Consider the following 14,861-nt stretch of genomic DNA (forward strand, 5'->3'; position numbering starts at 1 on the left):
GCGGTTCGGGTGGTCGACAATGCGGGACATGACCCAAAATTCGGGGTGCTGCCGGCCCGCAGCGTCGGGCTGCGCCGCGCTGGTGACCGTCGCGAGACGGGAGCCCGACGTTGGCGCGTGAGATCTCACGCCAGACGTTTCTGCGGGGTGCCGCCGGAGCGTTGGCCGCCGGCGCGGTCTTCGGCTCGGTCCGGGCTACCGCGGATCCGGCTGCCTCTGGCTGGGAGGCTCTTTCTTCCGCCCTCGGAGGGAAAGTGCTACAACCGGACGACGGTCCCCAATTCGCAACGGCCAAGCAGGTTTTCAACACCAACTACAACGGCTATACGCCGGCGGTGATCGTTACCCCGACATCGCAGCTGGACGTGCAGAAGGCGATGGCGTTCGCTGCCGCGAACAACCTCAAGGTGGCCCCACGCGGTGGCGGGCACTCCTACGTGGGGGCGTCCACGGCCAACGGCGCCATGGTGCTCGACCTACGTCAGCTACCTGGGGACATCAACTACGACGCCACCACCGGGCGGGTCACGGTGACGCCCGCCACCGGTTTGTACGCCATGCACCAGGTGTTGGCCGCGGCCGGCCGGGGCATCCCGACCGGCACCTGCCCGACGGTCGGTGTCGCGGGACACGCGCTGGGCGGCGGGCTGGGCGCCAATTCCCGGCACGCCGGCCTGCTCTGTGACCAATTGACGTCGGCGTCGGTGGTGCTGCCCAGCGGCCAGGCGGTCACCGCGTCCGCCACCGACCACCCCGACCTGTTCTGGGCGTTGCGCGGTGGCGGTGGCGGCAACTTCGGCGTGACAACCTCGCTGACCTTCGCGACGTTCCCCAGCGGGGACCTCGACGTCGTGAACCTCAATTTCCCACCGCAGTCGTTCGCGCAGGTTCTGGTCGGTTGGCAGAATTGGCTGCGAACCGCCGACCGAGGCAGCTGGGCACTGGCCGATGCCACCGTCGACCCGCTGGGCACGCATTGCCGCATCCTTGCGACCTGCCCGGCCGGGTCGGGCGGCAGCGTGGCGGCCGCCATCGTTTCGGCCGTCGGAACGCAACCGACCGGCACCGAAAACCACACGTTCAACTATCTGGACCTGGTCAGATATCTGGCCGTCGGGAACCTCAACCCGTCGCCGCTGGGATATGTCGGCGGATCCGATGTCTTCACGACGATCACTCCGGCGACCGCCCAGGGAATCGCCTCGGCGGTCGACGCCTTTCCGCGTGGAGCGGGCCGCATGTTGGCGATCATGCACGCCCTCGACGGCGCGCTCGCCACTGTGTCACCGGGGGCCACGGCCTTCCCGTGGCGTCGGCAGTCGGCGCTGGTGCAGTGGTACGTCGAAACATCCGGCTCCCCGTCGGAAGCGACTAGCTGGCTCAACACCGCACATCAAGCGGTGCGAGCGTATTCGGTTGGCGGCTATGTGAACTATCTCGAGGTAAACCAACCGCCGGCACGTTACTTTGGCCCGAATCTGTCCCGGCTGAGCGCAGTACGTCAGAAGTATGACCCCAGCCGGGTCATGTTCTCCGGGCTGAACTTCTAGCAGCCCCGCATGAGTACTAGCCCCTAGGACGGGCCATCCTCGTCTACCCTGGGAAGTGATCATGGAACTTTCCGTGTCTGTTATCGCGGGGTTGGTCATCGCACTGCTGGCGGCCATCACCCCTGCTGCGGGCGAACGCCCGGAAAGCCGCCGCCAGGCGCTCGCAAATGCCGCCGAGGCCGGGGAGCATCCGGCCACATCACCGTTGCGACGGTAGCCGATTCGTCGCGATACGGCTGTGGAGTTAGGAGGCGCGGATGGAGACAGGTTCGCCGGGAAAACGTCCGGTCTTGCCCAAGCGTGCCCGCCTGCTGGTGACGGCAGGCATGGGCATGCTCGCGTTGCTGCTGTTTGGACCCCGGCTAGTCGATATTTACGTTGACTGGTTGTGGTTTGGTGAGGTCGGTTTCCGCAGCGTCTGGATCACGGTACTGCTGACCCGCCTGGCGATTGTCGCAGCGGTCGCACTTGTGGTGGCCGGCATTGTGCTTGCTGCCCTACTGCTGGCGTATCGCTCGCGGCCGTTCTTTGTACCCGACGAGCCGCAGCGGGACCCGGTCGCGCCACTTCGCAGCGCGGTGATGCGCCGGCCGCGCCTGTTCGGGTGGGGCATCGCCGTCACGCTCGGTGTGGTGTGCGGGCTGATCGCTTCGTTCGACTGGGTGAAGGTTCAGTTGTTCGTACACGGGGGCACCTTTGGCATCGTGGACCCCGAATTCGGCTATGACATTGGGTTTTTCGTCTTCGATCTGCCGTTCTACCGGTCGGTGCTGAACTGGCTGTTCGTGGCCGTGGTTCTGGCGTTTCTAGCGAGCCTGTTGACGCATTACCTGTTCGGCGGCCTTCGGCTGACAACCGGCAGAGGCATGCTGACCCAGGCAGCTCGCGTTCAACTCGCAGTGTTCGCCGGCGCGGTTGTACTGCTGAAGGCGGTTGCCTACTGGTTGGATCGCTATGAGCTGTTGTCGAGTGGACGTAAGGAGCCGACCTTCACCGGCGCCGGCTACACCGATATCCACGCCGAGCTGCCGGCCAAGCTTGTGCTGGTGGCGATTGCGGTATTGTGTGCGGTGTCATTCTTTACCGCGATCTTTTTGCGCGACTTGAGGATTCCGGCGATGGCCGCCGCACTGCTGGTGCTGTCGGCGATCCTGGTCGGTGGACTGTGGCCGCTGCTGATGGAGCAGTTCTCGGTGCGTCCCAACGCCGCCGATGTCGAACGCCCATATATCCAACGCAACATCGAAGCGACCCGCGAGGCGTATCGGATCGGTGGCGATTGGGTCCAGTACCGTAGCTATCCGGGCATCGGTACCAAACAGCCGCGCGACGTGCCCGTGGATGTCACCACGATTGCCAAGGTGCGGCTGTTGGACCCGCATATCCTGTCCCGAACCTTCACCCAGCAACAGCAGCTCAAGAATTTCTTTAGCTTCGCCGAGATACTCGACATCGATCGCTATCGCATCGACGGTGAGCTGCAGGACTACATCGTCGGCGTCCGGGAGCTCTCGCCGAAAAGCCTCACCGGCAATCAGACCGACTGGATCAACAAACACACCGTCTACACGCATGGCAACGGCTTCGTGGCCGCCCCGGCCAATCGGGTGAACGCGGCGGCCCGCGGTGCCGAGAATATTTCCGACAGCAACAGCGGGTACCCGATATACGCCGTCAGTGACATCGCGTCGCTGGGTTCTGGGCGCCAGGTCATCCCGGTCGAGCAGCCACGGGTCTACTACGGCGAGGTGATCGCCCAGGCCGATCCGGACTACGCGATCGTGGGCGGAGCCCCGGGGTCCGCGCCGCGCGAGTATGACACCGACACGTCCAAGTACACCTATACCGGCGCCGGGGGTGTGTCGATCGGAAACTGGTTCAACCGCACGGTGTTTGCCACCAAGGTCGCCCAGCACAAGTTCCTGTTCTCCCGGGAGATCGGCTCGGAGTCGAAGGTGTTGATCCATCGCGACCCGAAGGAACGGGTGCAACGCGTGGCGCCGTGGTTGACCACCGACGACAACCCCTATCCGGTGGTGGTGAACGGGCGGATCGTCTGGATCGTCGACGCCTACACCACCTTGGACACCTATCCGTACGCACAACGCAGCTCGCTCGAGGGCCCGGTGACCAGCCCGACCGGCATTGTGCGGCAAGGCAAGCAGGTGTCGTACGTGCGTAACTCCGTCAAGGCAACCGTGGACGCCTACGACGGAACCGTAACGCTGTTTCAGTTCGATCGAGACGACCCGGTGCTGCGGACCTGGATGCGTGCCTTTCCCGGAACCGTCAAGTCCGAAGACCAGATTCCCGACGAGTTGCGTGCCCACTTCCGTTATCCGGAGGACCTTTTCGAGGTCCAACGTAGCTTGCTGGCCAAGTATCATGTCGACGAACCGCGAGAGTTCTTCACCACCAACGCCTTCTGGTCGGTGCCCAGCGACCCGACCAACAACGCTAACGCCACTCAACCGCCGTTCTACGTCCTCGTCGGCGACCAGCAGAGCGCCCAGCCGTCCTTCCGGTTGGCGTCGGCGATGGTTGGCTACAACCGCGAATTCCTCTCCGCGTACATCTCGGCGCACTCGGATCCGGCGAACTACGGCAAGCTGACCGTGCTGGAGTTACCCACCGACACCCTGACCCAAGGCCCGCAACAAATTCAGAACTCGATGATCTCCGACACTCGGGTCGCCTCCGAGCGCACCCTGCTGGAACGGTCAAACCGGATTCACTACGGCAACCTCTTGTCGCTGCCGATCGCCGACGGCGGCGTGCTCTATGTGGAACCGCTCTACACCGAGCGGATCTCGACAAGCCCGAGCAGTTCGACTTTCCCGCAACTTTCCCGGGTGCTGGTCAGCGTGCGTGAACCCCGCACCGAGGGCGGGGTCCGGGTCGGGTACGCACCGACCCTGGCCGAATCTTTGGATCAGGTATTTGGGCCCGGCACCGGTCGGGTCGCCACCGCTCGCGGCGGTGATGCCGCCAGCGCGCCACCGCCGGGAGCCGGCGGGCCGGCACCGCCGCAGGCCGTACCGCCACCGAGAACGACCCAACCGCCGGCCGCCCCGCCCCGGGGGCCGGACGTCCCCCCCGCGACGGTGGCCGAACTGCGGGAAACGCTGGCCGATCTGCGCGCGGTGCTCGACCGGTTAGAGAAGGCCATCGATGCCGCCGAAACGCCCGGTGGATAAGCCGGCATTCTTAGCCGGTGAACTCCGCTATGGCTACCATTCAAGTTCGGGATTTGCCCGAAGATGTCGCCGAAACCTATCGACGGCGCGCCACCGCAGCGGGGCAGTCGCTGCAGACGTATATGCGCACCAAGCTCATCGAAGGGGTGCGGGGCCGAGACAAGGCCGAGGCAATCGAGATCCTGGAACAGGCGCTCGCCAGCACTGCCAGCCCAGGCATCAGCCGGGAGACCATCGAGGCATCCCGGCGGGAGCTCAGGGGTGGATGAATGTGTAGTCGACGCGGCGGCCGTGGTTGACGCTCTCGCCGGCAAGGGCGCCAGCGCGATCGTTCTGCGCGGTTTGCTCAAGGAGTCGATTTCTAACGCGCCGCATTTGCTGGACGCAGAGGTCGGACATGCACTCCGCCGCGCCGTGCTCAGCGACGAAATCTCCGAAGAGCAGGCTCGCGCCGCGTTGGATGCCTTGCCTTATCTCATCGACAATCGTTACCCGCACAGCCCACGACTGATCGAATACACATGGCAGCTAAGGCACAACGTCACGTTCTACGACGCCCTTTACGTCGCACTGGCCACCGCACTGGATGTCCCGCTGCTCACGGGCGACTCGCGGCTTGCGGCCGCGCCGGGCCTTCCGTGCGAAATCAAACTCGTTCGGTGACATCCCTTTGCGGGACGCCAATGGCGCCGTCGTAGCCGGGCCAGCCCGTCGTCAGCCTTGGACAGCCTCCAGCGCTGCATTGAACGTCTTGCTGGGCCGCATCACCGCCGTAGTCATGTCGCTGTCCGGCGCGTAGTAGCCGCCGATGTCCACCGGTTCGCCTTGTACCTCGGTGAGCTCTCGCACGATGACGTCTTCGTTTTTGGTCAACACATCTGCCAGCGAGGCGAAGTGTTCGGCCAGCTGCTGGTCGTCGGTCTGCGCGGCCAGCTCTTGTGCCCAGTACATGGCGAGGTAGAACTGGCTGCCCCGGTTGTCGAGTTCACCGGTTTTGCGCGACGGACTCTTGTCGTTGTCCAGCAGCTTGCCGATGGCGGCATCCAGGGTCTTACCCAAGAGTTTGGCCCGCTCGTTACCGGTCTTGATGCCGATATCCTCGAAACCGGCGCCCAGCGCGAGGAACTCACCCAGAGAATCCCAGCGCAGGTGATTCTCCTCCACCAATTGTTTGACGTGCTTGGGTGCCGAACCGCCCGCCCCCGTCTCGTACATTCCGCCGCCGGCCATCAGCGGAACGACGGACAGCATCTTGGCGCTGGTGCCTAACTCCAGGATCGGGAACAGGTCGGTGAGGTAGTCGCGCAGGATGTTGCCGGTCGCGGCGATGGTGTCCAGTCCACGGACCAGGCGCTCGCACGTGTAGCGCATGGATCGCACTTGCGACATGATCTGGATGTCCAGACCTTCGGTGTCGTGATCTTTCAGGTATGTCTTGACCTTCTTGATCAGCTCGTTCTCGTGCGGGCGGTACGGGTCCAGCCAGAACAGCACCGGCATCCCGGAGATGCGCGCGCGGGTGACAGCCAGCTTGACCCAGTCACGGATCGGTGCGTCCTTGACGATGCACATGCGCCAGATGTCGCCGGCTTCCACGTTCTCGGTCAGCAGCACCTCGCCGGTGGCGACATCGACGATGTTGGCGACGCCGTCCTCGGGAATCTCGAACGTCTTGTCGTGCGAGCCGTACTCCTCGGCCTGCTGGGCCATCAGACCCACATTGGGGACGGTGCCCATCGTCGTCGGATCGAACTGGCCATTTGTCTTGCAGAAGTTGATGATCTCCTGATAGATGCGCGAGAAGGTGGACTCCGGGTTGACCGCCTTGGTGTCCTTGAGCTTTCCGTCGGCGCCATACATCTTGCCGCCCGCGCGAATCATCGCGGGCATCGAGGCGTCCACGATCACATCGCTCGGCGAGTGGAAGTTGGAGATACCTCTGGCCGAATCGACCATCGCGAGCTCGGGGCGGTGTTCGTGGCAACGGTGTAGGTCCTCGATGATCTCGTCGCGTTGCGACGCCGGCAGCGACTCGATCTTGCTGTACAGATCGGACAAGCCATTGTTGACGTTGACGCCCAAGTCGTCGAACAGCTCCTGGTGCTTGGCGAAGGCGTCCTTGTAGAAGATCCTGACCGCGTGGCCGAAGACGATGGGGTGGCTGACCTTCATCATGGTCGCCTTGACGTGCAAGGAGAACATCACGCCGGTCTCGAACGCATCCTGCATCTGCTCTTCGTAGAAGTCGCACAGCGCTTTCTTGCTCATGAACATGCTGTCGATGACGTCGCCGTCATCCAGCGGCACCTCGGGCTTGAGCACGATCGTCTTGCCGCTCTTGGCCAGCAGTTCCATCCTCACGTTGCGCGCGCGGTCCAGTGTCATCGACTTCTCGCCGGCGTAGAAGTCACCGTGCCGCATGTGCGCTACGTGGGTGCGTGAGGCCATCGACCACTCGCCCATGCTGTGCGGGTGCTTGCGCGCGTACTCCTTCACCGCCTTGGGCGCCCGACGGTCCGAATTGCCTTGGCGCAGTACCGGGTTCACCGCGCTGCCCAGGCATCTGGCGTAGCGCTCTTTGATGGCCTTCTCCTGGTCAGTCTTCGGGTCCGCCGGGTAGTCTGGGACCGCGTAACCCTTGTCTTGCAGTTCCTTGATGGCGGCTACCAGCTGTGGCACCGAGGCGCTGATGTTCGGCAGCTTGATGATGTTGGTGTCGGGTAGCTGAGTCAGCCGGCCCAGTTCGGCGAGGTTATCCGGTACCCGCTGCTCCTCGGTCAGGTAATCGGGGAATTCCGCCAGGATGCGTGCCGCTACAGAGATGTCGCTGGCCTCGATCTTGATGCCCGCCGGTTCGGCAAAGGCACGCACAATCGGCAGAAAGGCGTAGGTCGCCAGCAGCGGCGCCTCGTCGGTCAGCGTGTAAATGATGGTCGGCTGTTCGGCGCTCATGGTGTTCTCCCGGCGTCACTGTCGGTCAGATGCTGAATCACTCCGCGTTGTAGCGGCGGTTACCAGTATCGCGGATTGCGCCGCACATGATTCGGGCGGTGTTCTGCGCGACGACGATCACTTTCTGTTTGCCCGAAGGCCGTCGAGGGCGACGTCGGTCACCTTTGCGGCCAACTCAGCGTTGTAGCTCTGCATCGCTTGGCAGCCGACTAGGAGCGTCTTGACTTCAAGCACGTCTACGTCCGGCCGTACGGTGCCGGCGCGCTGGGCGGCGCGCAACAGGTCGGTGAGCAGGTCCAAGAAATCTGCCTCGGCTTCCGGGGCCGCGCTGCTGATTTCAATCCCGACGCCGGCCAGCGCCTCGACCAGGCCGCGATCGGTGGCGCCCCACTGCAATACCATCGACCGCAGGAATGCAAACAGCGCGTCGCCGGGATGCTTGGATTTGAGCAGGGCATGTCCCTTGTCGATGATGCGGTGCATCCGGTCGGCGATCACCGCCTGAAACAGCGCCTCCTTGGTCGGGAAATGCCGGTATACCGTGCCTGCGCCGACTCCGGCGCGCCGAGCGATCTCGTCAACGGGCACCGATAGACCGTCGGCCGCAAAGGTTTGGTAGGCAACCTCCAATACGCGTGCCCGGTTACGGGCCGCGTCGGCACGCACCCGCCGGTCAGTAGGAGCCAAGTCGTACCTCCGAAAGCCTTGACAAAGCGGGGCGCGCGTTCCGTATAGTTCGGCTAAGCGGAGCGCTCGCCCCGCTTAGTCAAAGCATAGCGAGGAGCCCTCATGACCAAATGGACTGCCGCCGACATTCCTGACCAGACCGGCCGGACCGCCGTCATCACGGGGGCCAACACCGGACTTGGATTCGAGACCGCCGCAGCGCTTGCCGCCCATGGTGCACACGTGGTGCTGGCTGTGCGCAACCTCGACAAGGGCAAGCAGGCGGCGGCACGCATCACCGAGGCCACCCCCGGCGCCGAAGTAGAGCTTCAGGAGCTTGACCTGACCTCGCTGGCGTCGGTGCGCGCCGCCGCGGCACAGCTGAAGTCTGACCACCAGCGCATCGACCTGCTGATCAACAACGCCGGGGTGATGTATACACCCCGACAGACCACAGCAGACGGCTTCGAGATGCAGTTCGGCACCAACCACTTGGGCCATTTCGCGTTGACCGGCCTGTTGATTGATCGACTGCTGCCCGTCGCCGGTTCACGAGTGGTCACCATCAGCAGCGTCGGCCATCGCATCCGTGCCGCAATCCATTTCGACGACCTCCAGTGGGAACGCCGGTACAGGCGGGTCGCCGCCTACGGCCAAGCCAAGCTCGCCAACCTGCTGTTCACTTATGAACTTCAGCGTCGGTTAGCACCGGGCGGAACCACCATCGCGGTCGCGTCGCACCCGGGAGTGTCCAACACCGAAGTGGTCCGCAACATGCCACGGCCGCTCGTCGCGGTGGCGGCCATACTGGCGCCGCTGATGCAAGACGCCGAACTGGGGGCCCTGCCGACATTGCGTGCCGCCACCGATCCCGCGGTGCGCGGCGGCCAGTACTTCGGACCCGATGGCTTCGGTGAAATACGGGGCTACCCGAAGGTGGTGGCCTCCAGCGCCCAGTCTCACGACGAGCAGCTGCAGCGCCGCCTGTGGGCTGTGTCCGAAGAGCTCACCGGGGTCGTCTATCCCGTCGGATGAGCCGGACTCAACGGCAACGGTTGGTCAACACTCGACGATGTTGACTGCGACGTTGATGGCGAGCCCGCCGGCCGAGGTTTCCTTGTACTTGGTGTGCATGTCCGCGCCGGTGGCGCGCATGGTGTCGATGACCTGGTCGAGGGTGACGCGATGGATGCCGTCGCCGCGCAATGCCATCCGTGCGGCGTTGATGGCCTTGCCGGCGGAAATCGCGTTGCGTTCGATGCAGGGGATCTGCACCAGCCCGGCGATGGGGTCACAGGTCAGGCCGAGGCTGTGTTCCATGGCGATCTCGGCGGCGTTTTCCACTTGTCGCGGTGTGCCGCCGAGGATTTCAGCCAATCCGGCGGCGGCCATGGCGGCCGCGGAGCCGACCTCGCCCTGACAGCCGACCTCGGCTCCGGAGATCGATGCTCGCTCCTTGAACAACGATCCGATGGCTCCAGCAGTGAGCAGGAATCGCACGGTGACATCGTCGGGGTCCCCCGCGCCGGCCGACGTGTAGTGGATTGCGTAGTGCAGGACCGCCGGCACGATGCCGGCGGCACCGTTGGTCGGGGCGGTGACGACGCGCCCACCGGAGGCGTTCTCCTCGTTGACTGCCAGCGCGACCAGGTTGACCCAGTCCTCAGCGAATTCCGGCTTGCGAGTGGGGTCTTCGGCGTTCAAGCGGTCATACCACACCTTCGCTCGCCGGCGCACCCGGAGGCCGCCAGGAAGCAACCCTTCGCGAGCGATGCTCCGCTGTTCGCACTCAACCATGACGTCGCGCAGGTGCAGCAGCGCGGCGCGTACCTCGTTCTCGGTGCGGCAACATGTTTCGTTGCGCAGCGCCGCTTCGCTAATTGACACGTCGAGGCGGTCACAGATGTCCAGCAGTTCTTGGGCCGACACGTAGGGAAGGGCAACTGAGCATGGATGTTGGCCGCTGTTGCCGCTGGTCTGTTCCGTGACGATGAACCCTCCGCCCACCGAAAAATAAGTCTCGGTGGCCAAGACGCGGCCGTGTGGGCCCGCGGCAGTGAACGTCATTCCGTTGGGATGCGTTGGCAGAACGATGTCGGGATGCAGGTCGATATCACGCTCGGTCAGCGGGACCGGAATGACACCGCCGATTCGCGTCACGCCGGACGCTGCGATCTCGGCGAGCCGGCGTTCCTTGTGTTCGGTGGTAATCGTTTCTGGCTGGCAGCCTTCCAGCCCCAGCAATATCGCCGACATGGTGCCATGACCGGCTCCGGTGGCCGCGAGCGAGCCGAACAGATCCACTCGCATCGCCTCGAGGTCATCCAGGTGGCCCCGGCGGCGCAGCGCAACTACGAACTGGTTTGCCGCGCGCATCGGTCCCACGGTGTGGGAACTGGACGGCCCGATGCCGATGGTGAACAGGTCGAAGACGCTGATGGTCATGTCCGGTGCAGTTCCGGGTAGAGCGGATAGCGTGCGGCCAGCCGCTGGACCTGGGCGCGCAGCGGACCCAGCTGGTCGTCGTTGGTGGCCGTCAGTGCCGCCGCGATGAGGTCTGCCACGGCGCGGAAGTCGTTGTGGGAGAAGCCGCGTGCGGCCAGCGCCGGGGTGCCGATTCGCAGGCCCGAGGTGATCATCGGGGGACGAGGGTCGAAGGGTACCGCGTTGCGGTTGACGGTGATGTCCACGGCGGCCAACCGGTCTTCGGCTTGCTGGCCGTCGAGTTCGGCGTCGCGCAGGTCGACTAGGACGAGGTGCACATCGGTGCCGCCGGTTAGCACCGCGATGCCACGTTCGGCGACGTCGGGCTGGGTCAACCGGCCGGCAAGGATGCGCGCGCCGTCGAGGCAACGTTGTTGGCGCTGCGCGAATTCAGGTTGTGCTGCCATCTTGAATGCGGTGGCCTTGGCTGCGATGACATGCTCGAGCGGCCCGCCCTGCTGCCCAGGGAAGACCGCGGAATTGATCTTCTTGGCGATGGCCGGGTCATTGCACAAGATGATGCCGCCGCGGGGCCCGCCGAGCGTCTTGTGAGTGGTGGAGGTGACGACGTGGGCGTGCGGCACCGGGCTGGGGTGCACGCCAGCGGCGACCAGGCCGGCGAAATGCGCCATATCCACCATGAGCACGGCGTCGACTTCGTCGGCGATGGCGCGGAAGCGGGCGAAATCCAGCTGGCGTGGGTACGCCGACCAGCCGGCGATGATCATTTTGGGCCGGTGTGTGCGCGCTGCCTCGGCGACGGCATCCATGTCGACCAGGTAGTCCTCTTTGGACACCTCGTAGGCGGTGGCGTGGTAGAGCTTGCCGGAAAAGTTGATCCGCATCCCGTGGGTCAGGTGACCGCCATGAGCCAGCGACAACCCCAGGATGGTGTCGCCGGGGTTTAGCAGCGCATGCATGGTGGCGGCGTTGGCGGTGGCCCCCGAATGTGGTTGCACGTTGGCGTATTCGGCGCCAAAGAGCGCTTTGACGCGGTCGATAGCCAACTGCTCGACACCGTCGACGAATTCACAGCCACCGTAGTAGCGCCGGCCCGGGTAGCCTTCGGCGTACTTGTTGGTCAAGACCGAACCTTGGGCCTGCATCACGGCCAGCGGTGCATAGTTCTCCGAAGCGATCATCTCCAAGCCGGATTCTTGACGGCGCAGCTCGCCGTCGATCAGGGCGGCGATGTCCGGGTCGAAGGCGGTCAGGGAGTCGTTGAGGGTGTTCATCAGCTCAGTCCGGTCTGTTCGGCGTACTCGGGGGCGGTCAAGGGTGTTCCCGGAGCAATCGGCTGCCCGGCCAAATGGGCATCCGGCGGCCGCGACATCGTTTCGGCCACGGCGAGGTCGCCAACAGTTCGATCGTGCGGTTCAGACAAGGGCCAACTCCGGTTTCGACGAGCCCGGATCGCGCCGGGCTGGTTGCGCCCTCCCCGCTCTGTCCTGAAACCTGAGAGTCTGCGGCGTCGCATCATGGCGCCGCTCTACACCTTCGGTCAGGCACGGTCGGTGCGACCGTCCCTGTCTCCAGAGTTGCCTCGGCGGTGTGGTGCTTGGGCCTGAGAGATTCTCGGGGAGGAGATTGCTCCTACGGCGCCTCGACATGGAGGTTCTCCCACATCGCGTCAGCGGCTGTTCGATTGTGACGGAAAGCAACATACACACCACGCATGTGTTTTGTCACCCTGCGGTCGGTGGTAGTCGGACGGCCCAATCAGACAGCGCGGGTCATATCACGCGTTCGTGCACAGTTGGGTGTTTATCCACAGGGGTGCGTTTGTCGGCGGCTGGCGGGGCGTGGCGGCGATAGCATTCGAATATGAGTTCGATCACGGTGTCGGTGGACCCGGTGGACCCGGTGGACCCGGTGGACCCGGTGGACCCGGTGGACGCCGTGGTCGCCGCGGGATCAGACGGGCTCACTGTGGCCCGCATCGAGTCCGAGATCGGGGCCTTGGAGTTCCTGAACGAACTGCGCACTGAACTCAAGAGTGGACAGTTTCGACCTCAACCGGTGCGGGAACGCAAGATCCCCAAACCGGGCGGGTTGGGCAAGGTACGGCGGCTGGGGATTCCCACAGTGGCCGACCGGGTCGTTCAGGCGGCGTTGAAACTGGTGCTAGAACCCATCTTTGAGACCGACTTCGAGCCGGTCTCCTACGGGTTTCGGCCCGCGCGACGCGCGCACGACACGATCGCTGAGATTCACTTGTTCGGCACCCAGGAGTATCGCTGGGTGCTCGACGCTGATATCAAGGCGTGCTTTGACCGCATCGACCACGCGGACCTGATGGACCGGGTGCGTCACCGGATCAAAGACAAGCGGGTGTTGCGGCTGGTGAACTGGCAGCGCATTCGGCATCGCTGGAATTGGACCGACGTCCGCCGCTGGCTCACCGACCCCACCGGGCGGTGGCACCCCATCAGCGCGGACGGGATCACCCTGTTTAACCCCGCCGCGGTGCCCATTCGGCGATACCGCTATCGGGGCAACACGATCCCCACTCCCTGGACTCAGGCTGTCTGAACCACCCCATCGGCAGATTCCGTGAAGAGCCAGATACGGTGAAAGTCGCACGTCCGGTTCGAAGGGCGGCCACGGGAAACGGACCCGCAGCAACGCGGGCACCGCACCCATGGTCGACCCAACTGCCACGCACCCGGTGACCGGTGCGAAGTCCACCATATCGACCAGTGGGCAACCGGCGGCTCAACCGATATCGACAAACTCACCTTCACCTGCACACCCAACCACAAGCTAGTCGGGAAAGGCTGGCAGACAAGGAAACGGTCCGACGGCCAAACGGAATGGATCCCGCCACCCCACCTCGACCGCGGTGCCCACACCAACGACTACCACCACCCCGAACGCCTCTTCGACCACTAGCGGGCCGCGCCCTGACCACAAAACGTCAAGACCAGGCCCCACAAGTGCGCCACGTTGGTAGCCTCTGGGAATGCTCTTCGCGGCCCTGCGTGACATGCAATGGAGAAAGCGCCGCCTGGTCATCACGATCATCAGCACCGGGCTGATCTTCGGGATGACGCTTGTTTTGACCGGACTCGCGAACGGCTTCCGGGTGGAGGCCCGGCACACCGTCGATTCCATGGGTGTCGATGTATTCGTCGTCAGATCCGGCGCTGCTGGACCTTTTCTGGGTTCAATACCGTTTCCCGATGTTGACCTGGCCCGAGTGGCCGCTGAACCCGGTGTCATGGCCGCGGCCCCGTTGGGCAGCGTGGGGACGATCATGAAAGAAGGCACGTCGACGCGAAACGTCACGGTCTTCGGCGCGCCCGAGCACGGACCTGGCATGCCACGGGTCTCAGAGGGTCGGTCACCGTCGAAACCGGACGAAGTCGCGGCATCGAGCACGATGGGCCGACACCTCGGTGACACTGTCGAGGTCGGCGCGCGCAGATTGCGGGTCGTTGGCATTGTGCCGAATTCCACCGCGCTGGCCAAGATCCCCAATGTCTTCCTCACGACCGAGGGCTTACAGAAATTGGCGTACAACGGGCAGCCGAATATCACGTCCATCGGGATCATAGGTATGCCCCGACAGCTGCCGGAGGGTTACCAGACTTTCGATCGGGTGGGCGCTGTCAATGATTTGGTGCGCCCATTGAAGGTCGCAGTGAATTCGATCTCGATCGTGGCTGTTTTGCTGTGGATTGTGGCGGTGCTGATCGTCGGCTCGGTGGTGTACCTTTCGGCTCTTGAGCGGCTACGTGACTTCGCGGTGTTCAAGGCGATTGGCACGCCAACGCGCTCGATTATGGCCGGGCTCGCATTACAGGCGCTGGTCATTGCGTTGCTTGCGGCGGTGGTGGGCGTCGTCCTGGCGCAGGTGTTGGCACCACTGTTTCCGATGATTGTCGCGGTACCCGTCGGTGCTTACCTGGCGCTACCGGTGGCCGCGATCGTCATCGGTCTGTTCGCTAGTGTTGCCGGATTGAAGCGCGTGGTGACGGTCGATCCCGCGCAGGCGTTCGGAGGTCCCTAG

General features: G+C 64.3%; 12 protein-coding genes and 2 other annotated features. Of the genes, 8 read left to right on the forward strand and 4 right to left on the reverse strand.

Annotated features, from left to right (window positions below; translation table 11 throughout):
* Positions 1-110 precede the first annotated feature (110 nt).
* From Rv0063 to vapC1, 5 genes are read left to right on the forward strand one after another with little or no spacing between them, the layout of a single operon-like run.
* Positions 111-1,550 (forward strand): oxidoreductase, encoded by a 1,440-nt coding sequence (locus tag Rv0063; protein NP_214577.1) that lies wholly within the window; start codon positions 111-113, stop codon positions 1,548-1,550.
* Positions 1,551-1,605: 55 nt separating this feature from the next.
* Entirely contained in the window at positions 1,606-1,767 is a 162-nt protein-coding gene (locus Rv0063a) for a hypothetical protein (protein ID YP_009030026.1), read from the forward strand.
* A gap of 40 nt (positions 1,768-1,807) precedes the next feature.
* On the forward strand, positions 1,808-4,747 hold the full coding sequence (locus Rv0064) for a transmembrane protein (protein ID NP_214578.1): 2,940 nt from the start codon (positions 1,808-1,810) through the stop codon (positions 4,745-4,747).
* Positions 4,748-4,776: 29 nt separating this feature from the next.
* A complete protein-coding gene (gene vapB1 / locus Rv0064A; RefSeq protein ID YP_007408701.1) occupies positions 4,777-5,016 on the forward strand; it encodes an antitoxin VapB1 in 240 nt (79 codons plus the stop codon).
* A complete protein-coding gene (gene vapC1, locus Rv0065) occupies positions 5,009-5,410 on the forward strand; it encodes a ribonuclease VapC1 (protein ID NP_214579.1) in 402 nt (133 codons plus the stop codon). Before vapB1 ends, vapC1 begins: the two co-directional genes overlap by 8 nt.
* A 51-nt stretch (positions 5,411-5,461) precedes the next feature.
* Here the strand turns inward: vapC1 and icd2 are convergent, their stop codons facing one another.
* Positions 5,462-7,699 (reverse strand): isocitrate dehydrogenase, encoded by a 2,238-nt coding sequence (icd2, locus tag Rv0066c; RefSeq protein ID NP_214580.1) that lies wholly within the window; start codon positions 7,697-7,699, stop codon positions 5,462-5,464.
* 117 nt (positions 7,700-7,816) lie between these two features.
* Positions 7,817-8,386 carry a transcriptional regulator gene (locus tag Rv0067c; RefSeq protein NP_214581.1) on the reverse strand — a complete coding sequence of 190 codons (570 nt, stop codon included), beginning with the start codon at positions 8,384-8,386 and terminating at the stop codon, positions 7,817-7,819.
* A 102-nt stretch (positions 8,387-8,488) separates the two neighbouring features.
* Here Rv0067c and Rv0068 point away from each other — a divergent pair, with 102 nt between their 5' ends.
* On the forward strand, positions 8,489-9,400 hold the full coding sequence (locus Rv0068; protein ID NP_214582.1) for an oxidoreductase: 912 nt from the start codon (positions 8,489-8,491) through the stop codon (positions 9,398-9,400).
* 24 nt (positions 9,401-9,424) lie between these two features.
* On the opposite strand, the gene sdaA is transcribed toward Rv0068, so the two are convergent.
* Both sdaA and glyA2 read right to left on the reverse strand, forming a co-directional pair.
* Positions 9,425-10,810: an L-serine dehydratase gene (gene sdaA / locus Rv0069c; RefSeq protein ID NP_214583.1), complete on the reverse strand. Its 1,386-nt coding sequence runs from the start codon at positions 10,808-10,810 to the stop codon at positions 9,425-9,427.
* Positions 10,807-12,084 (reverse strand): serine hydroxymethyltransferase, encoded by a 1,278-nt coding sequence (glyA2, locus tag Rv0070c; protein NP_214584.1) that lies wholly within the window; start codon positions 12,082-12,084, stop codon positions 10,807-10,809. The genes sdaA and glyA2 overlap by 4 nt, the downstream gene beginning before the upstream one ends.
* A 589-nt stretch (positions 12,085-12,673) precedes the next feature.
* On the opposite strand from glyA2, the gene Rv0071 reads away from it, so the two are divergent.
* Positions 12,674-13,381, forward strand: coding sequence for a maturase (locus Rv0071; RefSeq protein ID NP_214585.1), 708 nt, complete (start codon positions 12,674-12,676; stop codon positions 13,379-13,381).
* Positions 12,695-12,739, forward strand: a repeat region (5 x 9 bp GTGGACCCG repeats). (Overlaps the previous gene by 45 nt.)
* Before the next feature lie 42 nt (positions 13,382-13,423).
* Positions 13,424-13,738: a repeat region ((MTV030.15), len: 315 nt. Probable REP'-1 pseudogene fragment), on the forward strand.
* A 73-nt stretch (positions 13,739-13,811) separates the two neighbouring features.
* The gene (locus tag Rv0072; protein ID NP_214586.1) at positions 13,812-14,861 is read left to right on the forward strand and encodes a glutamine ABC transporter permease; all 1,050 of its coding nucleotides are present in this window, start codon (positions 13,812-13,814) and stop codon (positions 14,859-14,861) included.

The organism is Mycobacterium tuberculosis H37Rv (assembly GCF_000195955.2).
Taxonomy (GTDB): Bacteria; Actinomycetota; Actinomycetes; order Mycobacteriales; family Mycobacteriaceae; genus Mycobacterium; species Mycobacterium tuberculosis.

Bases quoted from the DNA above. Each gene is read 5' to 3' on its own strand.
- Rv0064 (NP_214578.1), top strand. From the start codon at position 1,808: ATGGAGACAGGTTCGCCGGGAAAACGTCCGGTCTTGCCCAAGCGTGCC.
- vapB1 (YP_007408701.1), top strand. From the start codon at position 4,777: ATGGCTACCATTCAAGTTCGGGATTTGCCCGAAGATGTCGCCGAAACC.
- icd2 (NP_214580.1), bottom strand. From the start codon at position 7,699: ATGAGCGCCGAACAGCCGACCATCATTTACACGCTGACCGACGAGGCG.
- Rv0068 (NP_214582.1), top strand. From the start codon at position 8,489: ATGACCAAATGGACTGCCGCCGACATTCCTGACCAGACCGGCCGGACC.
- sdaA (NP_214583.1), bottom strand. From the start codon at position 10,810: ATGACCATCAGCGTCTTCGACCTGTTCACCATCGGCATCGGGCCGTCC.
- glyA2 (NP_214584.1), bottom strand. From the start codon at position 12,084: ATGAACACCCTCAACGACTCCCTGACCGCCTTCGACCCGGACATCGCC.
- Rv0071 (NP_214585.1), top strand. From the start codon at position 12,674: ATGAGTTCGATCACGGTGTCGGTGGACCCGGTGGACCCGGTGGACCCG.
- Rv0072 (NP_214586.1), top strand. From the start codon at position 13,812: ATGCTCTTCGCGGCCCTGCGTGACATGCAATGGAGAAAGCGCCGCCTG.